The organism is Acetobacter sp. DsW_063, from assembly GCF_002153745.1.
Lineage (GTDB): Bacteria > Pseudomonadota > Alphaproteobacteria > Acetobacterales > Acetobacteraceae > Acetobacter.
Genome location: NZ_JOPL01000091.1, coordinates 16,397 through 41,251, shown reverse-complemented (window position 1 = coordinate 41,251; position 24,855 = coordinate 16,397). Strand labels below are relative to the sequence as shown.

General features: G+C 58.8%; 20 protein-coding genes. 10 read left to right on the top strand and 10 right to left on the bottom strand.

Features of this window, described 5'->3' with window-relative positions:
* Window positions 1-128: 128 nt before the first annotated feature.
* The 5 genes from HK28_RS11610 to HK28_RS11590 form a co-directional block, all read right to left on the bottom strand.
* Window positions 129-536: a MerR family DNA-binding transcriptional regulator gene (locus HK28_RS11610; protein ID WP_086644718.1), complete on the bottom strand. Its 408-nt coding sequence runs from the start codon at window positions 534-536 to the stop codon at window positions 129-131.
* Window positions 537-723: 187 nt separating this feature from the next.
* Window positions 724-1,230 carry a PaaI family thioesterase gene (locus tag HK28_RS11605; RefSeq protein WP_086644717.1) on the bottom strand — a complete coding sequence of 169 codons (507 nt, stop codon included), beginning with the start codon at window positions 1,228-1,230 and terminating at the stop codon, window positions 724-726.
* 82 nt (window positions 1,231-1,312) lie between these two features.
* Window positions 1,313-3,106, bottom strand: coding sequence for an acyl-CoA dehydrogenase C-terminal domain-containing protein (locus HK28_RS11600; RefSeq protein ID WP_086644716.1), 1,794 nt, complete (start codon window positions 3,104-3,106; stop codon window positions 1,313-1,315).
* A 19-nt stretch (window positions 3,107-3,125) separates the two neighbouring features.
* Window positions 3,126-5,486 (bottom strand): 3-hydroxyacyl-CoA dehydrogenase/enoyl-CoA hydratase family protein, encoded by a 2,361-nt coding sequence (locus HK28_RS11595; protein WP_086644715.1) that lies wholly within the window; start codon window positions 5,484-5,486, stop codon window positions 3,126-3,128.
* Entirely contained in the window at window positions 5,486-6,622 is a 1,137-nt protein-coding gene (locus HK28_RS11590) for a thiolase family protein (RefSeq protein WP_086644714.1), read from the bottom strand. Before HK28_RS11590 ends, HK28_RS11595 begins: the two co-directional genes overlap by 1 nt.
* Window positions 6,623-6,960: 338 nt before the next feature.
* Here HK28_RS11590 and HK28_RS11585 point away from each other — a divergent pair, with 338 nt between their 5' ends.
* The 5 genes from HK28_RS11585 to HK28_RS11565 all read left to right on the top strand — a co-directional run bounded on the left by HK28_RS11585 (window position 6,961) and on the right by HK28_RS11565 (window position 12,264).
* Window positions 6,961-8,256, top strand: coding sequence for an OmpP1/FadL family transporter (locus HK28_RS11585; RefSeq protein WP_158093462.1), 1,296 nt, complete (start codon window positions 6,961-6,963; stop codon window positions 8,254-8,256).
* A 138-nt stretch (window positions 8,257-8,394) separates the two neighbouring features.
* A complete protein-coding gene (locus HK28_RS11580) occupies window positions 8,395-10,095 on the top strand; it encodes a long-chain fatty acid--CoA ligase (RefSeq protein ID WP_198945871.1) in 1,701 nt (566 codons plus the stop codon).
* Between the two features lie 116 nt (window positions 10,096-10,211).
* Window positions 10,212-10,868, top strand: a complete 657-nt coding sequence (locus HK28_RS11575) for a YitT family protein (RefSeq protein WP_086644711.1) — start codon at window positions 10,212-10,214, stop codon at window positions 10,866-10,868.
* Window positions 10,869-10,988: 120 nt separating this feature from the next.
* On the top strand, window positions 10,989-11,567 hold the full coding sequence (locus HK28_RS11570; RefSeq protein ID WP_086644710.1) for a YqaA family protein: 579 nt from the start codon (window positions 10,989-10,991) through the stop codon (window positions 11,565-11,567).
* 52 nt (window positions 11,568-11,619) lie between these two features.
* The gene (locus HK28_RS11565) at window positions 11,620-12,264 is read left to right on the top strand and encodes a cupin domain-containing protein (RefSeq protein ID WP_086644709.1); all 645 of its coding nucleotides are present in this window, start codon (window positions 11,620-11,622) and stop codon (window positions 12,262-12,264) included.
* A gap of 316 nt (window positions 12,265-12,580) precedes the next feature.
* Here HK28_RS11565 and HK28_RS11560 read toward each other — a convergent pair whose 3' ends face one another.
* Window positions 12,581-13,183, bottom strand: a complete 603-nt coding sequence (locus tag HK28_RS11560; protein WP_086644708.1) for a TetR/AcrR family transcriptional regulator — start codon at window positions 13,181-13,183, stop codon at window positions 12,581-12,583.
* An 86-nt stretch (window positions 13,184-13,269) separates the two neighbouring features.
* On the opposite strand from HK28_RS11560, the gene HK28_RS11555 reads away from it, so the two are divergent.
* The 3 genes from HK28_RS11555 (at window position 13,270) to HK28_RS11540 (ending at window position 18,585) form a co-directional block, all read left to right on the top strand.
* Window positions 13,270-14,466: an MFS transporter gene (locus HK28_RS11555; RefSeq protein ID WP_233140507.1), complete on the top strand. Its 1,197-nt coding sequence runs from the start codon at window positions 13,270-13,272 to the stop codon at window positions 14,464-14,466.
* A 1,917-nt stretch (window positions 14,467-16,383) separates the two neighbouring features.
* Window positions 16,384-17,487, top strand: coding sequence for an S-methyl-5-thioribose-1-phosphate isomerase (gene mtnA, locus HK28_RS11545; protein WP_086644706.1), 1,104 nt, complete (start codon window positions 16,384-16,386; stop codon window positions 17,485-17,487).
* 198 nt (window positions 17,488-17,685) lie between these two features.
* Window positions 17,686-18,585, top strand: coding sequence for a DUF2272 domain-containing protein (locus HK28_RS11540; protein ID WP_086644705.1), 900 nt, complete (start codon window positions 17,686-17,688; stop codon window positions 18,583-18,585).
* 530 nt (window positions 18,586-19,115) lie between these two features.
* Here HK28_RS11540 and HK28_RS11535 read toward each other — a convergent pair.
* The gene (locus HK28_RS11535; RefSeq protein WP_086644704.1) at window positions 19,116-19,523 is read right to left on the bottom strand and encodes a rhodanese-like domain-containing protein; all 408 of its coding nucleotides are present in this window, start codon (window positions 19,521-19,523) and stop codon (window positions 19,116-19,118) included.
* Window positions 19,524-19,740: 217 nt separating this feature from the next.
* On the opposite strand from HK28_RS11535, the gene HK28_RS11530 reads away from it, so the two are divergent.
* The gene (locus HK28_RS11530) at window positions 19,741-20,781 is read left to right on the top strand and encodes a cysteine synthase A (protein WP_086644703.1); all 1,041 of its coding nucleotides are present in this window, start codon (window positions 19,741-19,743) and stop codon (window positions 20,779-20,781) included.
* Window positions 20,782-20,871: 90 nt separating this feature from the next.
* Here the strand turns inward: HK28_RS11530 and HK28_RS11525 are convergent, their stop codons facing one another.
* From HK28_RS11525 to HK28_RS11515, 3 genes are all read right to left on the bottom strand, one after another.
* Complete coding sequence (locus tag HK28_RS11525; protein ID WP_084440765.1) at window positions 20,872-21,027, bottom strand: DUF3309 family protein; 156 nt, start codon at window positions 21,025-21,027, stop codon at window positions 20,872-20,874.
* Between the two features lie 384 nt (window positions 21,028-21,411).
* On the bottom strand, window positions 21,412-22,707 hold the full coding sequence (locus tag HK28_RS11520; RefSeq protein WP_233140506.1) for an MFS transporter: 1,296 nt from the start codon (window positions 22,705-22,707) through the stop codon (window positions 21,412-21,414).
* A gap of 87 nt (window positions 22,708-22,794) precedes the next feature.
* Window positions 22,795-23,862 (bottom strand): PRC-barrel domain-containing protein, encoded by a 1,068-nt coding sequence (locus HK28_RS11515; RefSeq protein ID WP_158093461.1) that lies wholly within the window; start codon window positions 23,860-23,862, stop codon window positions 22,795-22,797.
* Window positions 23,863-24,082: 220 nt separating this feature from the next.
* On the opposite strand from HK28_RS11515, the gene HK28_RS11510 reads away from it, so the two are divergent.
* Window positions 24,083-24,799 carry a response regulator gene (locus HK28_RS11510; protein ID WP_026399359.1) on the top strand — a complete coding sequence of 239 codons (717 nt, stop codon included), beginning with the start codon at window positions 24,083-24,085 and terminating at the stop codon, window positions 24,797-24,799.
* Window positions 24,800-24,855 lie beyond the last annotated feature (56 nt).

Genomic DNA, 24,855 nt, shown 5'->3' with positions numbered 1-24,855 from the left:
CGGGAGGCTATTTTAGTAACCCAAACGGCGTGCGCCACGAGGAGAGGCGCCGCTCGCCTGCCCCCGCATGCCCACAATGTGACTTTGGCGGTTCGAAGCGAGGGTGTCCTGATGCGAACGCCCTCATGTCACGCAGCGTCGACGGTGAAGGAATTCAACAGCGACTGCTGAATGTTTTCAAGATCAGAAAGTGTAGCTGAAATCGCCGCACCCATGGCGTTGAGATCACGCATCTTTTTCTGAATTTGCTTCAGGAGCAGCATTTTTTGTGCGCTATGCTTCGGGTCGGCGTCATACAGATCCAGGTACTGTTTGATATCGCGTAGCGTGAAACCAAGCTGCTTGCCGCGAATGATCAGCTTCATCCGCGCCCGATCACGGATTGAGTACACGCGCGTCGTGCCGACGCGGGACGGCGAGATCAGGCCCTTATCCTCGTAAAAGCGCATGGAGCGTGGCGTAATCGCCAGTTCACGAGAAAGTTCGCTCACAGAGTACAGCCGGTTTTCTTTCGGGTCTTCCGCATCGACGCTCATATTGATCTGTCCCTTTCGTCTTGCTGCCGCACCGTGGGCGACATGAGCCTCTTATGTGCCAACAGTGTCGGCCATGATGCCGTGTCGTTGCAAACTCGATGCGGTTTGGCGGCGCTGCATTCTCGAATCTCGCCATGGTCAAGCTTATTAAGTTGGAAAAGTCGGCCTGCCCCCCCCCGTCAGATCGCTACGCCTTCGCCGACATCGGCGCTTTCAAAAACCCCCTCAACGCCTTTCCGGCGTCAATTCCATCGGGCTTCGGCGAACCACGTTTGAAGACCCCGCTCGCCCGCACGACCGGAGCTCCGTTCACGCGCGCCAGTCCCTGAACGAAAACGGCGTTGCGCGTGACACGCAGAACCTCCGCCCGGATTTCGACCCAGTCGTTCAATTCCGACGGCGCGAGATAGTCAACGGTCAGAGACATGGTCGGCAATATCGCGAGCTGAAAGTCATTCCGGTACATCGCAGCCAGCGCAAGGTAACCGTCGCACACAGTCGCCAGCATACCGCCGTGGCAGATTTTCGCGTGGTTACAGTGACAGGCCTCCACCCGAAAGCCTGCGACCAGATGACCATCATCATCCTTGATCGCGAACCCGCCGGTCAGGGCGTCGAAACCATCCGGGTTCAGGATCGGAATAGGAACGAACCCGACGGGAAGCTCTGCGTGTTTGTTGTCCTGTGTCGTCATCAGGCAACTCCGTAAGATTGATCTTCCGCAGCGTTCCCGGCGCTCGGTCAGACCGTCGCCGGGAGTGTAGCACGCCCTGCAGTTAGAACAGGTCTTCAGGCAGTTCCATCAGCGACTTCTTGCCCGACTTGATCTTCAGATACAGCGCAGCCGACTCTGGCAGAATACGATCGTAAAAGAAGCGGGCCGAACTCAGCTTCGCCGTGTAGAAGGCTTTATCCGGCCCCTCCGCCGCTCCAAGTTTGGACACGGCGATGGTCACCGTACGCGCCCAGAGATAAGCGAGCGAGACAAGGCCCATCAGCCGCAGATAATCCGTCGCCGCAGCTCCTGCCTCCTCCGGGTCCGCCATGCCTTTCTGAGCGACGTGCGCGGTCGAAAGCTGCAATGCGCCAAGCGCGCGCTCCAGACCCTCGATCATCTTGGAAAACAGCGGATGTTCTTTGTGTTCGGCGACGAAGTCCGCGATCGGATGGAATAGACCCCGAAGACTCCTGCCCATATGCGCTGGCAGCTTGCGGCCGACGAGGTCGAGCGCCTGCACCCCGTTGGTGCCTTCGTAGATCATGGTGATCCGTGCGTCGCGAGCGAACTGCTCCACGCCGTGATCATGGATGTAGCCATGACCGCCATAAGTCTGCACGGCGAGATTGGCGGATTCCGAGCCCATGTCAGTGAACATCGCCTTGACTACCGGAGTCAGCAACGCGACGAAGTCTTCGGCGTCTCGACGCTGGACTTCGTCTTCCGTGTGCTCAGCGATATCCAGGGCGTTCGCCACCCAGGTCCCGAGCGCCCGGCACCCTTCCGCGTTGACGCGCATGGTCATCAGCATCCGGCGCACGTCCGGATGGACGATAATCGGGTCCGCCGCGAGCTTCGGATACTTGGCGCCGGAAAGCGCGCGGCCCTGCAGGCGCTCCTTCGCATACGAAACTGCGCTCTGGTAGGAAACTTCAGTGATGCCAAGACCTTGAATGCCGACGCCGAGACGTTCGGCGTTCATCATCGCGAACATGGCCTGCATGCCTTTGTGAGGCGCGCCTACCAGCCAACCTTTGGCTTCGTCAAAACTGATCTGACAAGTCGCGGAGCCCTTGATGCCCATCTTGTGCTCGAGCGCGGTGCAAACGATGGGATTGCGTGCGCCAAGACTGCCGTCCTCATTGGGAAGAAATTTTGGAACGAGGAACAGGCTGATACCCTTGATGCCTTCAGGCGCATCGGGAAGCCGCGCCAGCACCAGATGAATGATGTTCTCGGTCAGGTCATGCTCACCTGCGGATATGAATATCTTCGAGCCCGTGACTGCGTAGGAGTCGTCGCCCTGCGGGATGGCTTTTGTGCGCACAAGACCAAGATCAGTGCCGCACTGCGCCTCGGTCAGGCACATGCTCGCCGACCAGGTGCCGTCAATCATCTTCGGCAGGTAGAAGGATTTCAACTCCTCCGAACCGTATTTGCGTAGCGCCGTCATCGCGCCCGCCGTCAGGCCCGGATAGAGACCGAACGACAGGTTGGTCGAGCAGATCATCTCGGAGATGAGCATGCCGACGCTTTCCGGCAGACCCTGCCCGCCGTATTCCGGCGGCGCGGAAACGGACGACCAGCCGCCGTCACAGAACTGCTTGTAGGCCTCCTTGAAACCCGTCGGCGTGTGCACCACGCCGTTTTCGAGCCTGCATCCCTCCGTGTCGCCTACCGGATTGAGCGGCAGCAACACGCGGGTGGTGAATTTCGCCGCTTCTTCAAGCACCGTCTCGACCAGATCGGCGTCGACGCCGGAGAACGCCGGGATACTGGTCAACTTGGAGAAATCATGAAGTTCGTTCAGCACAAACTTCATGTCGCGGAGGGGGGCGTTGTATGTTTGCATTTTCTTGTATCCCCGTCGCTCAGTTTCTCAAGGGTTTGCCGGTTTCGAGCATATGCTCGATGCGGTCCAGCGTGCCCGTGTTATGCAGCAGGCTCATGAAGCCTTTCCGCTCCAGTTCCAGCATTTGTTCTTCGGTGACGATCTCCGTAGTGTCGTGATCGCCGCCCGTCAGAATGTTCGCAAGCTCGCCAGCTACGGTGATGTCATATGGGGTTGCGACACCCTGTGAGGCCATGCCAGCGACCGCCATGTCGAACGCCGTGCGTCCCGCAGCGCCTGCGACGCGAAATTCGGGTTTCTCGGGCGCGACGTAACCATCGACCAGAGAAAGCGCCCGAGCCTTCGCGTCCGCCAGAACACGATCGCGATTCATCGTGACGCCGTCCGCCTTACGGAGAATATGCATACGCTTGGCTTCGGCGGCCGATTTTGAGACTCTCGCAACAGCGATCATCTCAAACGCGCCGCGCGGCGCCGGCATCGGCCCGCGAGGCGTTTTCGGGTCGGCCTGATTACGCAGGAGCATCTCCCCGCAACCACCCCACCCGGGGATCAAGCCGACGCCGCATTCGACGAGTCCCGTATAGAGTTCGGCGTGCGCCTGAATCGCGTCGCAATGCAGAATGATCTCGCATCCACCGCCCAGCGCCAGGCCGGCCGGAGCGGCGACGACCGGGAAAGGCGCGTATTTCAATGCCTTGAGGGTGCTTTGCCCCTTGTCGATGAGTTTCTGGATTTCGCCCCATGCCGCCATGTTGACCGCGAAAAGCGCCAGTCCGAGGTTTGCGCCCGCCGAAAAATTGGAGGCGTCCGTATACAGAACCATCGCCTTGAAGTTGGTCTTCACATGATCGATGGATTTCTCCAAAAGTCCCAGAACGCCGTCGTCAAACGTGTTCATCTTCGTGGTGATCTCGAAACATGCGACACCGTCGCCGATGTCCCACAAGGACGCCGACTTGTTGGAAAGAACGGCCTTTCCTTTCTTGCGGATATCGGAAAGCAGCAGCACGCCCTCCGGTTTTTCAACCGGATGATATGCGCCATCAACACCAAAAGCCTGCGTGACGCCGTCACGCTCTTCGTAGAATTTTCCCGAACCGACGGCTTCAACGAGCGCCGGGACCGGGATATCCAACTGCTTGAGCAGCGCTGCGAACTTTGCCGGCCCGATCTGATCGATCAGGGCGAACGGTCCAACTTTCCAGTTGAAGCCCAGCGTCATGGCTGCGTCCACGCCAGCGATGTCGTCCGATATTTCCGGCACAAGCGAAGCGGCGTAGGCGAGGGTCTCCCCCATCACGACACGGGCGTATGCGCCAAACTTATCGGGAGAGGTCAGCAAATCCGCAGCGGTCTTCGCGGAAGGAGGAAGAGAGAACCGCTCCGAGCGCGCATACTCGCCGGTTTTGAGGTTGATGGATTCCTTTGTCTTTCCACCGCCTTCGCGGTTGATGCGATAGAAACCGCCCTTCCCTTTCCGCCCGGTATAGCCGTCTGCGATCATTTTCGCGATCAGCGGTAGATCATCCGCCTTGCTGATGTAGCGATCTCCGGCAGGCAGCGTGGCCTTCATGCTGGCGTTGATATGCGGCATCAGGTCAACGCCAACCAGGTCGATCAGGCCAAAGACGCCGGTCTTCGGAATGCCAAACGGCCGTCCGATAATCGCATCGACCTGCTCGACGCTGACGCCCATTTCGATCGCGGCGCGGACCGCCACCAACATCCAGAACGTCCCGATGCGGTTGGCGATGAAGCCGGGAGTGTCCTTCGCCTTCACAACGGTCTTGCCGAGCTGCCGGTCGCAGAAATCACCCAGCTTCTGGATGTGGTCCGGGTTGGTCGCCTCTCCGCCGACAATCTCCAGAAGCCTCATGTAACGTGGAGGATTGAAGAAATGGGTGATCAGAAAGTCGCGTTTAAAGCTTTCGGGCAGCCCCTCCGTCAGATCCTTCAACGGAATGGTCGATGTGTTGGAGCTAATTGGCGCGCCGGGCTTACGCACCGCCTCGAGCTTGCGGTACAGATCTTGCTTGAGGTCCACCCGTTCGATGATGGCTTCGACAATCCAGTCACAGGATGCGACGGCCTCGATATCGTCTTCGACGTTACCTGGCTGGATCAGCTTCGCCGCCGACGGGTCCATGAACGGCGCCGGTTCGGTCTTGAGCATCTTCGCGATGGCGCCCTTCGCCAAGCTGCTGCGGTCATCGCCGACCGCGCGGTCTAGCAGCAACACCGGGACGCCTGCGTTGGCGATATGAGCCGCAATGCTCGCCCCCATGACCCCCGCACCGACCACGCAGACGCGTGAGAGGCCGGAAGCGTCGCCCAGAGTCGCCTCTGGTCTGTCAGTCGATTTGACGGTCTGGTTCATCAGATCCGCTCCATGATCGTGGCGATGCCCTGACCACCGCCAATGCACTGTGTCGCAAGAGCATACCGAGCGTTCTCACGCTGCAGCAGTTGCGCCGCCTTGCCGACGATGCGCGCGCCCGTAGCCCCGAGAGGGTGGCCCAGCGCAATTGCGCCGCCGTCGATGTTGATGATGTCTTCCTTGAGGCCGAGGTCACGGATGCACGCCAGAGACTGACTGGCGAAGGCTTCGTTCAGCTCGACGACCCCCAGATCCTCAACGCTGATCCCTGCCCGCGCCAGAGCCTTGCGAGTCGCCTGAACCGGTCCGATCCCCATGATTTCGGGCTCGCAACCCGAAACGGCGATCGAACGGATCCGGGCCATCTTCTTCAGCCCCTTCTCGTCTGCATATTTTTCCGAGCAAACCAGAACGGCGCTGGCGCCGTCGGTCAGCGGCGAGGACGTGCCTGCCGTGACAGTGCCTTTCTGATCAAAGGCCAGCTTCAGCCCGGCGAGTCCCTCAGCGGTCGTGTCAGGACGCGGGCAACCGTCTTTGGAGACGGCCCCGTTGGGCGTCAGAATCGGCACGATCTCATCAGACAGACGCCCGGCTTCTATAGCCTCGCGCGCTTTCCGCTGGCTGCGCAGGGCGAACGCCTCCTGCTGTTCGCGGCTTATTTCGTATTTTTTTGCGACATTCTCGGCAGTTATGCCCATATCCATATAGACGCCAGGCCTGCGCTTATAGAGCGCCGGATTGGGCATGGGGTTGTATCCACCCATTGGGACACGGGTCATGCTTTCAACGCCGGCGCAGATGAACGCGTCACCAGCGCCCAGGCTAATTGCGCCCGCCGCATTATGTACGGATTGCATGGAGGATCCACAGAAGCGGTTGACCGTTACTCCTCCAACCGAGATCGGCAGATCTGCGATCAGACCGACGATACGGCCCAGATTGATGCCCTGTTCACCTTCGGGAAACGCGCAGCCGAGTATGAGGTCTTCTATGTCGCCTGGCGCTACGCCCGTTCTTTCCAGCAGTCCTTGCACGACCTGCGCGGCAAGGTCGTCGGGGCGTGTCCGCGTGAGGTCGCCCTTGCGCGCCAAATGGAACGGCGACCTCACATACCCTGCGATCACGACTGAATTCATGTCTGCGACTCCCTTGCGTCCGATGTCATCACGGTGTTGCGCTTATTGGTTAAGGTGATGACGTAAACGTCAACCTCTATACGCATAACACAAAGATCGGTTTTGAATATATGAAAAAAACAGCGACACACGATTCGTTGACACTCTCTTCAAAGCGCCAAATTCCGGGGATACTTCTCTTTTTAGTGAATAACAGATGTTCGTTTGAACGGCATTGTGGGGTTGCGCGTTGTGTGGATGGAGGCCATAGTAATTCCGCAAACGTCACCCAAAAGAAGGTGAAAATTCGCTCCAAACGCATCAGGGCAAAGAGGCGTTCGGAGGGAGGGGCAAAAAAGATGAAACATCTAACTACGACGGCGGCGGCGGGCGCTGCGGTGACATTGATACTGGTGTCCCCGGCTCCGACTTACGCCTCGGGTCTGGCGCTCAGAGAGACCGACGCGATTTCCTTGGGAAACGCTTATGTAGGCGGAGTAAGCCGCGCCTCTGACGGCGCCACCGTGGTTCTTAACCCGGCGGGCATGTCTCTGCTGGAGTCGAGCGAGCTGTACGGAAACGTGTTTTACGTAGGCCCGTCCGCCCGGTTTTCCGGTCAGAACTATCTGGCTCCCGGCGTGAAAACTTCCGGTAATCAGGGAGGGAAAAACATCAACAGCGCCGCGACGGCATCCAGCTTCGGCGTCTGGAAAATCAACAACAGGCTCGCGGTGGGTTACGGTTTCACCGCGCCCTATGGCCTGCGCATGGATTATCCACAAAACTGGGTGGGTCGTTATCAGAGTTTGGTTACGACGATCACAGATTACGAGCTGTCTCTGGCCGCCTCTTATCGCGTGACCAAGAAGCTCTCGATTGGGCTTGGGCCACGTCTTGATTTTCTGAGCGGACGTTTTACGCAGGCTGCCAATCTGGGAGCGTTGAATCAGTACGGGACCACCACCGCCGATCTTTCGGGAAACGGCTTCGGCTTCGGATACAGCGCTGGCCTGATATACAAGTTCGATGACAGGACGCAGATCGGAATAACCTACCGTTCACGCGTTTCAATCCCCGTGGCTATCAAGACAAAATTCGCACCGCCTTGGTCTCTTGCCGCCAATCCATTTGTGCAAGGACTACTGGTGGCGGAAAGCGGTCACGGCAAGCTGCAGGTGACTTTGCCAGACTCAGTCGGGTTTGGTTTCACACATCGTGTGACGCCGAAGTTAACAGTCATGATGCAGGGTGAATGGACGCACTGGTCGCTACTGCAGCAATTGAACGCGATTTCCGATCACGGCGGATTGAACACGTCCATTCCGATCAACTGGCGCAATACATGGTTCGGCGGCATCGCCGTCAATTACGCGCTCCGTAAAAACATACTTTTGCGATCGGGCTTCAGTTATGATCAGTCACCCGTGAATGCAAAAAACCGTCAGACCCGGACGCCTGACTCCGATCGCTTCAATCTGTCAGCCGGCATCGAATACAGCCCGATCAAGATGGTGTCGCTGGATCTGTCCTACGCCCATCTGTTTGCTCCGGGCGGCTCCATCAACAGCGACGCCGGAAATAACGCCGGTCAATTGGTCGGCAACTACTCCACTCACGCCAACGTCGTCGGCTTTGGCATGAGAACGCATTTTTAAAAAGCGAACCCGTCATATCGGACCGCCCCCGACCAGGGGCGGATTTCGACAGCCTGAAGCAATGTCCGGCCTGACGGATCGCCAGACTGAACCATTCGCCCCGAACCTCGGGGTCGAAGCAATTTGGAAAATCCCGTCATGGAAGCAGTCTTGGAACTGGATCGGGAAGTAAGGAGCAAAGCGATGGCGGGTATGAGCGATGGTTCTCTCTTCGACATGCTTGACGCGACCGTCAAACGCTCGCCCAACGTGGTTGCCATCGACTTCATGGGCAAGACCTGCACCTATCGCGAGCTTCTTGACGCAGCGGAGAGCGCCGCCACCGGGCTTTACGCGCTGGGCGTGCGCAAGGGTGATCGCGTAGGGCTATGCCTGCCCAACACCCCTTACAGCGTGAAACTGTTCTTCGCTATCCAGCGTCTTGGCGCCATCGCCGTTAACATCAATCCGCTCTATGTGGAGCATGAAATCAAACAGGTGCTCGGAACCTCCGGCGTTAAGGTGCTGGTTGTGACCGACCTTGCGCTTGTGGCGAAGAGCGCTATCGCCGCAGCCAAAGCGTCGAACGTCGAACGGATTGTCGTCTGCCCCTTCGCCGATGTGTTGCCTTGGATGAAATCGGTATTGTTTCGGGCGTTGAAGTCAAAAGAATTACTTCATCTGGCGGCGGACAAGCGATTAATTCGTTACAGTGAGCTGATTGCGGACAAACATCGCGCCCCGTTCGTGAAAATTGAAGCAGAGCGCGACGTCGCCGTGTTTCAGTTCACTGGCGGAACGACCGGCGTTCCCAAGGCGGCGATGTTGACCCACGCCAACCTCCTCTCCAACCTGAAGCAGATCGATCACCATATCGCCGCCACGGTTACTGGGCAGCAGGTTATTCTTGGCGTCCTGCCGCTATTCCACGTATTCGCGTTGATGACCGTCATGCTTCTCGGTGTGGAGAGAGGCGCGACTATGGTTCTTCTGCCACGCTTCGACGCAAAGACCACGCTGGACACCCTGCTTCGCACGAAGACGACCCTACTCCCGGCCGTCCCGACGATCCTGACCGCCCTGCTGCGGGAAAAAGAAGTTAACAAGGAAAGTTTTTCGAAAATCGTCGCCGTCATATCCGGTGGCGCGCCGCTGCCAAGCGCGCTGCGGCGACAGTTCGAGGAGATGGCGAACTGCCCCGTGATCGAAGGTTATGGTTTGAGCGAAACATCGCCGGTCCTGACCTTCAACCCTCTGAACGCTGTGCGCGACGGCTCATGCGGCACGGCTGTGCAGGGCACAGAAATCGAAATACGAGATATCGATCCTCCCCATGAGCGACTTCCCCTTGGTCAGCCCGGAGAGGTTTGCGTGCGCGGTCCGCAGGTGATGCTCGGTTACTGGGGCGTCGACAACAGCCGCGAAAATCCATTCACCGAGGACGGCTTCTTCAAAACCGGCGACGTTGGCTACCTTGATCGAGACGGCTACCTGTTTCTCGTGGATCGGTTGAAGGATATCATCTTGTGCGGCGGATACAATGTCTATCCTCACGTCATCGAGGAAGCGCTGTATCGCCACCCCGCCGTGTTGGAAACAATCGTGCTCGGGGTTCCCGATAGCTATCGCGGACAGGCGCCGAAGGCGTTCGTAACTGTCCGGGAGGGGTTCACCGTGACGGAAAAGGAACTTCTCGACCACGTATCGCAATACGTCTCCAAGATCGAGCGCCCGCGCGAGATCGCTTTCCGTGATTCGTTGCCCAAGACGTTGATCGGCAAGCTTTCCAAGAAGGACCTGATCATTCAGGAGAATCTGCAGACGCAGCAATCGCAGGTCGCGGCCAGGAAAGCATCCTAACCCCCGGCGCAACCCACGGGGCAGGTCTCTACCCCCCCTTTCGAGTTCCTGATCAATTAGCTAGGAGGGGGGCGAGGCGGCTTGATCGTTACGGTCGCTCCATATGGAACCGATCGATGCCCGACCGCCCGCCCTCAGATACGTCCCCTACGATCACACAGGACCCGGCGGTTCATCTTCCCCTCCGGCACACACTTGCTGAAGACGTGTATGCGCTTCTGATCGGCACGTCGCTGATCACCCTTGGCCTGCTATGCCTGCATCAGGCCGGGCTCGTTACAGGAGGCGTCGCGGGCGTAGCGCTTCTGATCTCCTACGTTGCGCCACTGTCGCCGGGCGAGCTTTTCACGCTCATAAACATACCCTTTATCCTCTTCGCCATCCGCGCCATGGGCGTGGCGTTCGCCGTGAAAACGGCGATCGTCTCATGCTCGATCACGTTGATCGCCTTCGGCTTCACCAAGGTCATCGGCCTCAGCTTCATTCAACCGCTTTTTGCCGCCGCCTTCGGGGGCACCATGCTGGGCATGGGCGTGCTGTCGCTTGCGCGCCATCAGGCAGGCGTCGGCGGAACAGGCGTCGTGACGCTTTGGCTCCAAAAAACACGCGGACTGAATGCCGGTCGATCACAACTCACACTCGATGCAATTATCCTGCTTTGCTCGTTGCTGGTTCTGCCTGTGGAGCGCGTCCTTCTCTCAGCGGTGAGCGCTGTGGCGCTCAGCGTCGTTCTGATCGCCTTTCACCGTCCCGGCCGCTACATCGGCTATTGAGCCCCCTTGCGGCGGCGGTAACTCCAATGGCATTGACTGCGTGTGAGAAGTGCTGCGCCACAAGTCCGGCAGCCGCGGGCACGTCACCGCAGACCTGACGAGTGAAGGAACGACGCCGTAATGCTCGATCGTCTTTACGCCAGAGTACGCAACCATGCGGCTGGTCCGCAGGCGCCATTCTGGCTCGGCGCCCTTGCCTTCTCGGAGGCCAGCTTTTTCCCGCTCCCGCCGGAAACACTGCTTATCCCGATGGTAATCGCTAACCGCAACCGGGCATGGCTGTTCGCCCTGATCGCCACTGTCGCCAGCGCCATCGGTGGGCTGCTTGGCTGGTATATCGGCGCGGTCTTGCTCGATCATGTGGCGAAACCAATCGTTCACTTCTACCACGCCGAGGCTACACTCGCCGCGTTGCAGGAAAAATTCAGAAAATGGGGCGTCTGGATTATTCTTATCAAAGGCTTGACGCCAGTTCCTTACAAATTCGTTACGATTGCCAGCGGCGCCGCGCATTTCCCAATCGCACCGTTTATTCTCGCCAGTCTTGTGACACGCGGCGTACGATTTTTTCTCGTCGCCGCCCTTCTCCGCCGCTATGGCGCGCCAATAGAAGCGTTCATTGAAAAGCGGCTGCCGCTCGTTGCAGGCGCGTTCGCCGTCCTCCTTGTGGGCGGAGCGCTGGCTCTGCGATATCTCTGAGCGCGTCGAAGGAAGTCAACGCGAAGGCAAAACCACTTGCAGGACATGGCCGATGCGCTTTGGCTTCAAGAGTCTACTTCAGGCCTTCGCTTTCACCCGGCGATCGCGAACGATCCACGTCCTGAGACTTGCGATTATCATCTCACCTGCAGCCAGCATTTCAGGATTTGCGCGCGCCGACCAGATTCCACTCCCGCCTGACGCCGCAGCGATTATAGAGCGTGAAAAAATGAGCCCCATTCCCGCTGAAGGCGGATGGTATGTTCAGACGTGGCTTTCACCTGATATAATCACTGGCTCAGCACTTCCGGCGCGCTACTCGGGGCGCGCCCATCCGGCAGGAACTGCGATCGAAGTCGTTGAGACAACGCGTGGGTTCTCGGCGCTGCACAGACTGCCCACCGACGAGATCTGGCATTTCTACGGGGGGACGCCAATTGAGTTTCTGCTGCTTTTCCCTGACGGGTCGATAAAGAGACCCACGCTGGATTCAGCGCATCCGACGCTGACAGCCCCGGGCGGCGTGTGGCAAGGCTCCCGACCTCAAGGTGACGGTCCGGACTGGAGCTTTGCCGGCACAACGATGGCGCCGGGCTTCATCCCGGACGACTTTGCAATCGGCAACCGCCGGAATCTGGAAAGGCTGTACCCAGCAGCCAGGAACGAGATCAATCTTCTGACCAGAACAACTCGCTGAAATGCAATCCGACAGAGCCTTCGATACGAGATCGACGCCTTACTGCATAAAAATCAAAATAATTAAAAATATCCTTGAATATACTCAATAAATCTTACAAACCATCCTTCGAAGCGGCGAATGCACGACTTACTACGCGGGACGCAGCCACCTCTTGTAAAATTCTGCATAGACGCGGCATAGGTCGAACAAAAATCGTCAATCTATCAATACAGATGAGATATAATCATTATATAAATATGAATATTCTTGAAGATACTATAATTTAATAAAATATCAATCACCCAAAAACGTATAGTTATTTTCTTGGGGCGGACTATTGGCCGCGACCAGAACCGCTTGCGTTCGGCGAATGCCGCTCGACAAATGCTACCGCTGCATCGCGCGCCAATGTAGAGGCCAACGGAGCATCCGTGAAAATCATGCGAGTCAGAAGCGGTGCCACCACAGCGTCAATCACCGCCTCGACATCAAAATTCACAGGCTCACTTGAAGCGTCACAAATCATTGCAATCGACGGCCGCACCGCATCAAGCAGCGGACACGCTTTCTGCATTCCGTCCCAACCTCGCAATACGTCGCGCACCATCGCCCGGCCAGGCGTGGAGTCCATTTCATCCTGATACATCTCCGCCCAAGCCGGCAGATCGTCCGATAGACGACCGCATGGTTTCAATGGACAGTCTATACGCAAATTGCGTTGGGCTACGTCGCTTACCAACGTCGCGATATCGCTCCACCGGCGGTAGATCGTGGATGGCGTGACTCCTGCGCGCGCCGCTACTTGCGGAACGGTTAACCCCTCTCGACCGAATTCCTCGATCAGCGCCACCACCGCAGCGTGCACAGCCTCTTGCACCCTCAGACTACGACCACCGGGACGCGGTCCCGATCTTAAGGGACTACGAATCTCAGACATTGCTCCTCTCTAACGCAAAATATTTGCTTTAGACGATTTGTCTCGTTATCAGCTTAACGCACAATTTTTGCGTTAGATAGGAGCACATGATGCCTCCCCCGATCCGAACCAAAATCTTATGGATCTACAGCGTTATCCTGTTTCTCTTCCTGGGCGCCTCGGCTGCGATCACACCGCTCTATCTGCTGTATCATGAGCAGTGGCAGGCCACTTTGCCAATGCTGCAGGCAGCCTTCGCGGTTTACGCACTCGCATTGCTGCTCGCACTGCTCTGCTTCGGCTCCCTATCGGATTATCTCGGACGTCGACCCGTCGTCTGGCTCGCAATCGCGATTGAAATCAGTGCTATGTTGCAGTTTTCGATCGCGGAAAGCATTGCTGAAGTTATCCGCGGACGCGCCCTGCAAGGCCTTGCAACCGGAATCGCGACCAGCGCGCTGAGCGCTGGACTTCAGGATGCACATCGCGAACGAGGCGGATTGATAAGCGGCATGATCCCAATGGGCTCAATGGCCGCACTGGCTCTGGGGTCGGCGCTTCTTGCGAAATTTGCCCCTCAACCACTGCATTTTGTATTCTACATTCTAACAGCGGCAATGATCACCGCCGCCTGCCTGCTTTTCATTGTCCCAGAGACCGTCTCGCGCGTACCCGGCGCGCTCGCCTCCCTCTGGCCTCGTGTCCACGTCCCTCATGCTGCGCGCGCGGCAATGTGGCGGATCGCTCCCGCCAGCGTAGCCGTATGGGCTTTGGCTGGTCTGCTGCTCTCGCTTGGTCCGACGATTGCACGTATCGCCAACCACAGCAGTGGCGGCGCTTTACTCGGCGGCTCCGTCGTCGCCGTCGTGATGACATCCGCTCTGGTTGCAATGGTGGCGCATCTAGCCGGTTCCGGAGTGTCCCTGCTACGCAGAGGAGCCGTCGCTGTGCTTGCAGGACTTCCGCTGGTGTTGATCAGTCTGCACGTCGTCAGTTTGCCTGTTTTTCTTCTGGGGGCTTCCATAGCTGGCGCGGGGCTTGGCCTGACTGTTCAGGGCTCGTTGCGCACCATCGTGCCGCTCGCAGAATCACATGAACGCGCAGGACTGGCCGCTGGCTATTTCGTCATGAGCTATCTCGCTTTCAGCGCTCCTGCCTTCGCCGCCAGCTTCGCAGTGAACGTGATAGGCCTGCGTGAAACGACCGATGTTTATGTCGTCATCCTTCTGATCCTGACGACACTGACCCTACGCTCCCTGAACCAACATGGGACCGCTACCGTCCGGCCTGCTCCCTCACATTGATCGAGAAGAATCCGTTCAAAAAACATATCACAGCGACGTGTCACCGAGTTCGCGAAGACCGTGGCGTGGCTGCGCGGCTCGAAACATGCCAAACCTCACCCGTCGAAATTGGAGAAAATCTGTTGTGGCTCCGAACTGACGAGTTCGCCGCGTCTGCATACGCCCTTTGTGTGGCAAAGTCAGAGCTCCAGCTCGTTCCTCCATGAGGACAGAGACACATAGCTACATTAGCTCTGTGGATATACGCTTTTTATCTCACCACGAAAGCACGCACCGCAAACTGATCCGTCACCGTCCGAGCATCATCACATTGGAACGCAAATTTCCTAGAGTCGAAAACTCTACGAACACATGAGGCAAATGTGGCGCGTCAATGGAGTCTACAGCTCCCCTCGCTTGCACGTCGACCTATAATTCGAAAACAAATCTTTGACTCTGTGCAAGCTACGGCAACGCTCATAGGCCATGGCGAAATTCACTCATTTGATCGCACGACTCCCATTCATGCCCGCCGCAATACAGACGAATCAGCACACGACGGTAGAGACCGAAGGTTACGTTCGGGATCAGAACTCGTATCAATGCGATCCAGGGAAAACTCTTCCACAACGGCTCAGCCTATCTCGCATCATCATCGCCTCGCATCAAAGAAGCGCCTCCCTCGGTCTTCCGACGGAGAGCCCGATCACCAAGCAGTCCCTTTTTTCACGGTCCCATTAGCCACTTGATAAGTAAAAAAATCCGAACCCTTTTACAGGTTCGGATGTAAAAATCACAATCAGATCGGCTAAGCCACAAAACGAAACACGTTTACGAAAATCAGCCTCTGCCTCGATCTGTTTTTATTTAGCGCGAGCAAATTTCGCACGCGCCCCACGCTTCGGCGTTTCTGCCGCAGCGGCCTTCTCGGCTGCCAGACGCGTGATACGTTTCTGGCGACGCGCCTCTTGCGTAACTCGCAGACGATCAAGGGCCGACGGCTTCGCCGCAACTGCTTTCGAGACCGCCTTAGCCGGAGCTTTCGCGACGGGCTTGGCCTTGACCTTTGTTGCCGCCACAACAGGCTTTGCGCGAGTTGCCTTTACCTTCGTCTCAGCAGCAGGAGCGGCAGCGCGACCCCTCTTCGGAGCGGGCGCTTCAACCGCCACCTTAGCTGCAACGCGACGCTTCGGAGCGGGCGCGGCCTTAACTTCAGCAACCACACGCGGCTTACGAGCCGTTTTAGCAGCAGGCGCTGGCTCGGCGACTTTTGTTTTGCTGGACGCAACCTTCGCGCGGGTCTTGGACGCAGGCGCAGCTTTTTTCGTGGTGGTATTTGCAGAAACAAGCTTGGACAGGGCCAAAGCCGCCTGAGCTGTATCTTTAGCTGATTTTCTTGCCATCTTCCGGTTACCTTTCAAATCGCATGACGTGCGGCGAGTTCAAAATCAACCGGCCCACGCGATACATTTCCAACGCAGTATCCATCATCGCCCGGTGCGCCTGAGCATTTTTCGGCGGCGGCGTCCCGGAAAGAACACAGAGACCACGTCTCTCTAACCGCACTCAATATAGATTTACATTCTTATTTGCAATATCAATATTCGACCTCTGAAACTCGATTTTTTCGTCGCCAACGGCATAGTCCGCGCAACCCACACCCGGCCCAGGAATGAAAAAATTTACTTTTATTTCTTAATAAATTTGAATATTTACATTTCAAAAAAATGTCGCCGCCGCAAACGATGCGTCGATCGCCCTTCAGGGTTGCGTTCATTGCTGAATAATAATTTACGCCACAGCCTAAGCGAGCCCCCACCATCGCACGACGTGCACGTCCGCCAAACAACCCGAAAATCGAAAAGACTTCGTTGGCGATTTCGCGCGCTATCCGCTAAATCGTCCGTCAATAAACCGTTTCCGACAGGACATCAGCACATGAAGATTAACGGCGCCGCCTATCGAAGCGTATGGGTCGACAGTACAGACGGACGCTCAGTTCGTATTTTCGACCAGACCAAACTACCTTTTTCGATAGTCACCCTGAAACTCGAGACGGTCGAGGCAGTCGCCCAGGCCATCGTCACCATGCAGGTGCGCGGCGCACCGCTCATCGGCGCCGTCGCCGCCTATGGGCTTGCGCTCGCGCTCAGGGGCGACGCAAGCAACGAATCTCTCGAACAGAATGCCGCCATGCTCGCGGAAACACGGCCCACAGCCATCAACCTGCGCTGGGCGATCGAGCGCATGCTTGCGAAACTCCGCCCTGTTTCACCGGAGGATCGACTGGCGGTCGCCTACGCAGAGGCAGGACGCATCTGCGACGAAGACGCCGCCCAGAACGAGTCAATCGGACGGCACGGGCTGGGACTGTTGGAGGAAATCGCAAAACGGAAAGCACCCGGCGAAAAGATCAACATCCTGACCCACTGTAACGCAGGCTGGATCGCGACCGTCGACTGGGGGACAGCTCTGGCGCCTATATATATGGCGCACGACGCGGGTTATGACGTGCACGTCTGGGTCGACGAAACACGTCCCCGCAATCAGGGCGCGGCTCTGACCGCCTGGGAGCTGGCAAGCCATGGTGTGCCGCACACGGTGATCGTGGACAATGCGGGCGGACACTTCATGCAACATGGCCAGGTGGACATTGTCATTGTCGGCACCGACCGCGTCACGTCGCGCGGCGACGTCGCCAACAAGATCGGCACATATCTCAAGGCGTTGGCGGCAAAAGACAATAACGTTCCATTCTGGGTCGCGCTCCCGTCCACGACGATCGACTGGCGCGTAGCTGACGGAATCCGCGACATTCCCATTGAGGAGCGGGCGGCATCCGAAGTGACCACAGTGACCGGACAAACCAGCGACGGTCGCATCGAGTCAGTTCGCGTCACGCCGTCAGGCGTCAACGCCGCCAACCCCGCGTTCGACGTGACGCCAGCCCGCCTCGTGACCGGCCTCATCACCGAACGCGGCCTGTGTGCAGCGAGCGCAGATGGCCTCAACTCCCTCTTCCCGGAGCAGGAGCGTCAGTAAAAGCAGCGTCCGCGGGGGAGCACGGCCAAGTTGCATTCCGGCAACGGCCCGCGCTCCCACGCCCCGACCGTTGAGCAGACCCTTTCGAAGCCAGGATCATGCCTGTAGAACCAGATTATTGGGCGTTGTGTTTCGAGAGACGAGGCCCTGAACTGGCGCGGGAGCGTGCGGCGAGAGCCGGGCGGATGAAGAAGCGAGATGAAGTTCACAAGACCAGTCGGCTTGACCCTTGCGCTTGGCTTGGCCGCATGCGCCAACCAGTCATCAGTTCGCACCGCCCCCACCCCTACGCCGGTCGCTCAGTACAGGAATGCAGCCGGGCAATTGGCTATCGATCCTCACGTGCCGGATTTCGCCACCCGAAACTTCGTGCCCTTCAACAGACAGGACGTCGCAGCGATTGCTCTGCGCGAATGGCGCCTGTTCGGTATGCCAGTCAACGACGATGACCCGTTGCAACGTCTCGAGCCGGATCAACCCAGCCTGAAACCTGAGCGCGCGCCGGGACTTTGGCAGCGTGTCGGCGAATACTGGTGGATCGGACAGGACCCCGACGAGACCGAGGCCTCCTGGACAGGCAAGCATGACGCCAGCGGCGCCCTCACCAACTTCGTCCATGACGGTCACTACGCATGGTCGGCGGCGTTCATCTCTTATGTAATGCGCATCGCCGGCGCCAACGACCGGTTCCCGTACTCCCCGAATCACGCAACTTACATCAACGCCGCCGCCTCAGGACAATCGAGCGGGTTGCAGGCGCAAGACCCCGCGAACTACATCCCCAAGCTGGGGGATCTGCTCTGCGTCGGGCGTGGCGCCAGCCGCAACGTGCGCTTCTCCAACCTTCCGACGCCAAGAGGTTTCCCCGCCCACTGCGGCTTCGTTGTCGCGACCGGGCAGAATGCTCCCCCGTTCGGGCACGAAATCAGCATCATCGGCGGCAACATCGACGACGCCGTCACCCTCACGCACGTGCCGACCGACGCGAATGGCGCGCTGACCGACTCAAACGGCAAAAGTTACGACAGTCGTTACGATTGGTGCGCGGTTCTGCAGGTTCGATATGACGCCGACGCCGAACCCGACGCGGGCCAATAATTCGACGCGGCCCGCCCTTCGAAGCATCTCTTCGACTTTACAGTTAAAGCCCCAGAGCCTTTTACCGAAGTCGAAGCAGGTAAAGCGCTGCAATTTCACAACTACAACAACCGTCGCCCCTTCTGTTCACAATAATCCATGTGGGCGATGACGTGTTCTAGCTTGATATCCAGATGACGCCTTATATCCCGAAGGCTTTCGCCTCATGAGTGGATGGCATCATCTTTGGTCATGCCCCAAGCGAGGTCCGGATTCATCGCACAAAACGAAATGAGACCGAATTTGGCCGCCACCGCATGCTTGGCTTTGCTATCAGCAGCGATTCACGTCGCGCCCGGCGGGCAGCAGCGTAAGGGGCGCATCACGTATAATGCACGCCGCACCGCTTCATTCAGAAATGCGGCATCCCATCATCACTCATGAATTCGACTACCCGTCTCACGGGCGCTCAATTCACGATGAACTGGCCGCCGCCTAACTCGGCGACCGTGAAAATGCGATATTTCGTCAGGCAGCGCCTGACGTGGACCTCAGTTCTGTCCCCACGGCAGGCCGGAAGCCTTCCATCCGGCGATAGCGCCACGGTGACGCTCGTTATCCAGAGGTCCTTCGAACCCGTCCGCGACATTGAACACCGGCCCGAATCCCGCTGCCGCAGCCGCGGCGGCCGCAGCATAACTGCGCGCGCCTGACCGACAGATGAAATATAACGGTGCGCCAGGGGCAATCCCTGCATCCCGCAAGTCCTCAACAAAGTTCGTGTTCTGGCGCCCGTCAGGTAACTGCCAGCTTATCGCGAACAAGCGGCGACCAAGCGCAGCCACGTTTGGCACTCCTACAAAGTGCCATTCTGCCGGAGTGCGCACGTCGATGAGTTGCGCCTCCGACTGGTCCTGCATGGCTTGCCACGTCGCTTCGGGGGAAATGTTGTCGATCATGGTTCGTCCCTCACTCCTCGCCCAAACACGCCCGTTGCCTGACACGACGCGGAACGAGACGCCGCGCATGTAAGCGCGTGCAGGACATCACGCAACCTATCGCAGCGAACGTCGGCACGAAACAGGCGCCAGCCTTGCAAACGCCCCCGTTCTGCATTGCGCGCCGTCGCCGCTCGCGCTAGCCGGAAAAGAAGAAATTGACGAAAGGCGGCCCCCGATGACCACGGACCTCTCCCCGACCTCACATTACGGCTGGGCCGCCCCGTCACGGGACATGCTCGGGTCGATCGGCGGCACGCCCCTGATCCGTCTGACTCGGGCCTCCGAAGAGACCGGGTGCGATATCTTTGGCAAGGCCGAGTTTATGAACCCCGGCGGGTCGGTGAAAGACCGGGCGGCGCTCGCCATCATTAACGACGCCGAAGCTCGTGGCGTTCTGCCTCCCGGCGGCACGATCGTCGAGGGCACGGCTGGCAACACGGGCATCGGGTTGACCCTCGTCGCCAATGCACGGGGTTACAAGAGCATCATCGTGATGCCCGAGACCCAGAGTCAGGAGAAGATCGACTTTCTGCGCATGATCGGCGCAGATCTCCGGCTTGTTCCCGCCAAACCGTTCAAGGATCCCGGCAACTACGTCCATGTCTCCCGGCGCATCGCGGAGGAAGGCGGATATCTCTGGGCCAACCAGTTCGACAACGTCGCCAACCGGGAAGGTCACCGTCACACGACAGCGCAGGAAATATGGAGGCAGACCGGCGGCCATGTGGACGCCTTTACCTGCGCTTGCGGGACCGGAGGCACTCTGGCGGGGGTCGCACTCGGACTCGACGACGCAGCAAAAGCCGCTGGCGTGTCCCGCCCACAGATCGTACTCGCTGATCCGGAAGGCTCGGGCCTGTTCGGCTGGATCAAGTCAAACGACCTGTCCGTTAGCGGCTCTTCCATAACCGAAGGCATCGGCCAGTCGAGAGTCACAGCCAACCTCGAAAAGGCGCCGATCGACGACGCAGAGCGCATCGGCGACCCGGATGCGCTGGAACAGGTCTACAGTTTGCTGATCAACGAAGGGCTTTCTGTCGGCGGCTCATCGGGAATCAACGTCGCCGCAGCCATACGCGTGGCGCGACGGCTCGGTCCGGGGCATCGGATCGTGACAATCCTGTGCGACGGCGGCGCGCGGTATCAGTCGAAACTCTTTAACCCGGAGTTCCTGCGCGCGAAGAATCTTCCGGTTCCCTACTGGCTCGACAAATAATCGAGACCAAAAACTCCTGCGCAGGACACGCAGGTTTGTTTGCACATAGCTACAGCTGCAAACAAACCCGCGCCCAAACGGTCCTGGCGACTACAATCGCCCAAGCAAAATCAGAATGACCACAATGATCAGGATCGTGCCCAGTGTGCCCGAAGGGTAGTATCCCCAGCCCGAACTGTATGGCCACGACGGAAGCGCGCCGACCAGTACGAGCAAAATCACGATAATAAGTATGGTGCCTAACATTGCAGGTATCCCATCGGGATTTGAGTAACGGATAGCGAACGTTCTCGCTCTCCGGTGAAGCGCAAACGCAATACTGATTGCGTAGTTGCATTGTGTTGAGGATGCGATTTTCGTGTTTCTTCATTCACAAGCGGCGACAAATCAGGATGGCTCGCAGACGGCATCCTTTCGAATCAAAATCAAATACCTAAAGACTGAAAAATATTTTTTTCGAAATGATAGCGCCCCATTTCTGCTATACACGAGCTTCGCCCATCACCTGTCCAGGCAAAGTTGGATCACCTAGCCACCGCAGAGATCATCGCTTTTTTGAGACCTGTGTGATTTTCAAGCCGCAGTAAGGTTATCGCCACGGACACGAACGCAGGACAACAAAGGCTGGCGTCAGAGTGATTCTGAAACCCGCCCGCCTTGTTGATCGGACACATCCGCATCCTTTTCGGATGTCTTTAACTTTGTCTCGCCCATCAGCAGAGCAGCAAGAAGCACACAGACGAAGCCGGCCCCGGCGAGCAAAAGGAAAGCTTCCGGCAAGGAACGATCCGCCACAAGCCCAGCAAGGGTCGTGCTGAAACTCGCCCCCAGCCCCATGGCCAACCCGAGCAATCCCATACAGAGGTTGAAGTGACCGCTCCTGCGAGTCAGATCGGCGGCGACCAGCGGCAACATCACCCCGAACGCGGCCGAACTGATACCGTCGAGCATCTGGATGGGCACGACTGCCCAAGGATTTGTGGTGATGCTCAATAGCGCACCACGCAGGGGCAACGCAGCAAAAGTGACGACCATGATCGGACGTCTGCCAATAGTTTCAGCCCAGCGGCCGATCCATGGCGACAGCGCCGCACCCAGCAACTGCGGCGCCAGAATACACGCTGCGATCACGAGTTCCGCAGAACGCCCGGCCTGCTGCGTCACTTGCCCTGCCGCCAGCGACAGCATGGCCGCGCTGGACAGATGAAAAAAAACGACACACAGCGCGAAAGCGAACAAACCGGGTTCCCGCAGCAGCTTCATCAACGACGCGCCACGTGCGCGTTGCGGCGGCTCGCCTTCCGCGAGCGCCGCAACGTTCTCGGACGGAGCGATCCGGGGCGGCTCGATCATGCGGAGCGCCAGAATGCCCGGAGCAGCCATCGCAGCGCCCAGAAAGAACGTTGCCCGCGCCGACACGAAATAACCGGCCGCCCCCATCAGCCCGGCGGACAAGGCGTTGCCGACGGCGGCGAAACTGGCGTTGCGGCCAAACCGCGCCCCGAGAGCACCCATCGCCTTGTCGGGATTTTTCGCTATATATGTGGCCACGACGCCGAGCGTGATCGCGCTGATGGCCGGGTTCAGCGTGCAACTGGCCAGCCCATGCAGAACCTCAGCCACCGCGACCGGAAGCCGTAGCGGCGCCAGAGCCATAATCAGACAGGAAGCGATGATGGCGGCGATCGACCACGTCGCCACACGCTGCTTGTTGACGAGTGAATCCACCAGCGCGCCCGCAGGCACCTGACTGACCATCGCGGTGATCGTGCCAATACTAAGCGCAACGCCAATTTCGCCCTGCGTCCAGTGCTCGCCCGTCAGGTACACCGAGACGAAGGGCCCGAACGCCGCCTGAAGATTGGCGACGAAAAAACTGACGCCGTCCAACCCCCAGGCGCTGTTGAGAGGCAGCCTCTTCAGCACGGGGCGCGCCTCTCCGAACTCCAGGAGAAGACAGACGTCGTAAAAGTGATCCTGGCGGCGTACCAGCCCTTATCGCACACGCAGAACCTACTTCGCGTTCGCGTGCGGAGAGCCGCCGCGTCTCGTCGCGTTGTCCCGCGCGCCCTCCGAAGGCGACGGCCCGCCAGATCCAGACGCGTCGCCGCTGGAAGAGGTTGCTGGCGTTCCTGCTGAAGGCTGTTCCGGCTGAACGACAGAAGTAGCAGTCGGAGGAGCACTCGCCCCCGTTGCTGGCGTGGAGCCCGCCGGCGCAGACGCCACCGGCGCTAGCGATACATCGACAACCGGTCCCTGATGCTCAGCAGCCTTTTTTGCATCTCCGTCATGACCATCAGGGGCTGACGTAGAGTCTTGAGCCGGCGCGACGCGCGGGCCGTTCACAACCTGAACCTGTTCGGCGTCAGGATTGAACTCCGGCGCGGATCTGACCGCCGAAGAGGACGCCATTGCGACGACAGCGCCTTTCGGGTCCGCGTGATCCAGAGCGAGAAGCGACCACGCAATCGCGACACGCCGGTTCCCAACGCCCATAAACCCGCCAATATCCGCCACCACAGCCGCCACCTTGCCATCCGTTCCCACAAGAACGTCGACAATCCGGCCGAGTTGACTGTGATCGGCCCCCCTCAACTCTCTATCGATCAGCCTGCCCAGTCGAAGTTGAGCAAGCTCGACGGCAGGGGCCTGACTTCCGGCGCCACCATTCGAAACCGCCAAGGTTGGCTGAGGCGGTATATCGCGATGCTGCTCCGGGTCATCCCCTGTCGCGATGTCCCGCGCAGGTTGCGCCGCAACAGCGGAAGAGGCACCAGGTGCAGGAGAAACTGCGGCGGTCGAGGGCGCCGCGGGCAAAGGAGCCGGAGCGGGCGTCGCGGTGGCCGGGGACTCTGGAGCAGGCGACGTGGATCCTGACGAAGCCACATGCGCCGTAGCGCTCGGTGTGGTAGTTTCGGTCGACGCTCCCGTGCCGCTGGACGGCGTTTGCGACGTGGGTCGCTCGTCAGCGCGTGCTGCGCCGCAAGCGACGAGTTGCGCAAACCCCAGCGCGCTCCCGAGAAGCGCGGCGCGCGCGACCGCCGTCAAGGTGTCGGGCATGCGCCCGGCGTCATATTTCACGCGTGTCTCCCGCGATGCGCTTCTCATACCCAGTCAACAGCATGAACGACCCCGGTCTGTCACGTCGAACAACGTTTTCGGTCCTACGAGCCCGTTCTCAAAACAGGCGCCACAGTCGGAGAAACGACCAAGTCCACACGTTTGATGTATCTGGATGTATAAGTGCAACATAGTGAAACACCATCTGCCTTTGCTCGGTAACTTCGCCTATACTTGGAGCATGGAACAGTCGCCACATATCCTTGTCGTAGATGATGATCGTGAAATTCGTGATTTGCTGTCGAGATTCCTCGAGCGCAATCAGATGCGGGTCACAGCCGCCCGCGATGGCCGTGAGGCCCGTAGGGCGTGGAACAGCGGGCATTACCAGATGGTGGTGCTCGACCTGATGCTTCCGGGCGAATCCGGTCTGGATATCGCACGGTGGCTGCGTTCGCAGGCGAACGTTCCCATTATCATGCTGACAGCGATGGGCGACGAGACGGATCGGATCATCGGCCTCGAACTCGGCGCAGACGATTACGTCCCCAAGCCCTTCAATCCGCGCGAACTGCTCGCACGGATCCGCGCCGTGCTGCGGCGCGCCTCGGAGACGCAGGAGCAGGGCTCCGGCGAGGTGCGGCAGATCAATTTCGCTGGATGGACCCTCGAGATCCCCCGTCGCCGCCTGCTAAACCCCGACGGCGCGGAAGTGCCGCTCACGGGGGGCGAATACGATCTGTTGCTGGCGCTGCTGGAACGCGCCAACCGCGTGTTGACCCGTGATATGCTGCTCGACCTGTTGCGCGGCCGTCAGGCTGGCCCATTCGACCGCGCCATCGACGTCGCCGTCAGCCGTCTGCGCCGGAAGCTTGAGGACGACGGCCGGAACGCGCAGTTGATTAAAACGGTCCGTGGCGGCGGTTACGTCCTCGCGACAGACGTCGAACGCATCTGAAACTCCGCCAACGGACGTCGCTCCCGCCTCGAACGACGTGGGGTCAGCCACTTCGG

Excerpts from the sequence above, each read along its gene's own strand:
- HK28_RS11610 (WP_086644718.1), bottom strand. The coding sequence starts at position 536 with ATGAGCGTCGATGCGGAAGACCCGAAAGAAAACCGGCTGTACTCTGTG.
- HK28_RS11605 (WP_086644717.1), bottom strand. The coding sequence starts at position 1,230 with ATGACGACACAGGACAACAAACACGCAGAGCTTCCCGTCGGGTTCGTT.
- HK28_RS11600 (WP_086644716.1), bottom strand. The coding sequence starts at position 3,106 with ATGCAAACATACAACGCCCCCCTCCGCGACATGAAGTTTGTGCTGAAC.
- HK28_RS11595 (WP_086644715.1), bottom strand. The coding sequence starts at position 5,486 with ATGAACCAGACCGTCAAATCGACTGACAGACCAGAGGCGACTCTGGGC.
- HK28_RS11590 (WP_086644714.1), bottom strand. The coding sequence starts at position 6,622 with ATGAATTCAGTCGTGATCGCAGGGTATGTGAGGTCGCCGTTCCATTTG.
- HK28_RS11585 (WP_158093462.1), top strand. The coding sequence starts at position 6,961 with ATGAAACATCTAACTACGACGGCGGCGGCGGGCGCTGCGGTGACATTG.
- HK28_RS11580 (WP_198945871.1), top strand. The coding sequence starts at position 8,395 with ATGGAAGCAGTCTTGGAACTGGATCGGGAAGTAAGGAGCAAAGCGATG.
- HK28_RS11575 (WP_086644711.1), top strand. The coding sequence starts at position 10,212 with ATGCCCGACCGCCCGCCCTCAGATACGTCCCCTACGATCACACAGGAC.
- HK28_RS11570 (WP_086644710.1), top strand. The coding sequence starts at position 10,989 with ATGCTCGATCGTCTTTACGCCAGAGTACGCAACCATGCGGCTGGTCCG.
- HK28_RS11565 (WP_086644709.1), top strand. The coding sequence starts at position 11,620 with ATGCGCTTTGGCTTCAAGAGTCTACTTCAGGCCTTCGCTTTCACCCGG.
- HK28_RS11560 (WP_086644708.1), bottom strand. The coding sequence starts at position 13,183 with ATGTCTGAGATTCGTAGTCCCTTAAGATCGGGACCGCGTCCCGGTGGT.
- HK28_RS11555 (WP_233140507.1), top strand. The coding sequence starts at position 13,270 with ATGATGCCTCCCCCGATCCGAACCAAAATCTTATGGATCTACAGCGTT.
- mtnA (WP_086644706.1), top strand. The coding sequence starts at position 16,384 with ATGAAGATTAACGGCGCCGCCTATCGAAGCGTATGGGTCGACAGTACA.
- HK28_RS11540 (WP_086644705.1), top strand. The coding sequence starts at position 17,686 with ATGAAGTTCACAAGACCAGTCGGCTTGACCCTTGCGCTTGGCTTGGCC.
- HK28_RS11535 (WP_086644704.1), bottom strand. The coding sequence starts at position 19,523 with ATGATCGACAACATTTCCCCCGAAGCGACGTGGCAAGCCATGCAGGAC.
- HK28_RS11530 (WP_086644703.1), top strand. The coding sequence starts at position 19,741 with ATGACCACGGACCTCTCCCCGACCTCACATTACGGCTGGGCCGCCCCG.
- HK28_RS11525 (WP_084440765.1), bottom strand. The coding sequence starts at position 21,027 with ATGTTAGGCACCATACTTATTATCGTGATTTTGCTCGTACTGGTCGGC.
- HK28_RS11510 (WP_026399359.1), top strand. The coding sequence starts at position 24,083 with ATGGAACAGTCGCCACATATCCTTGTCGTAGATGATGATCGTGAAATT.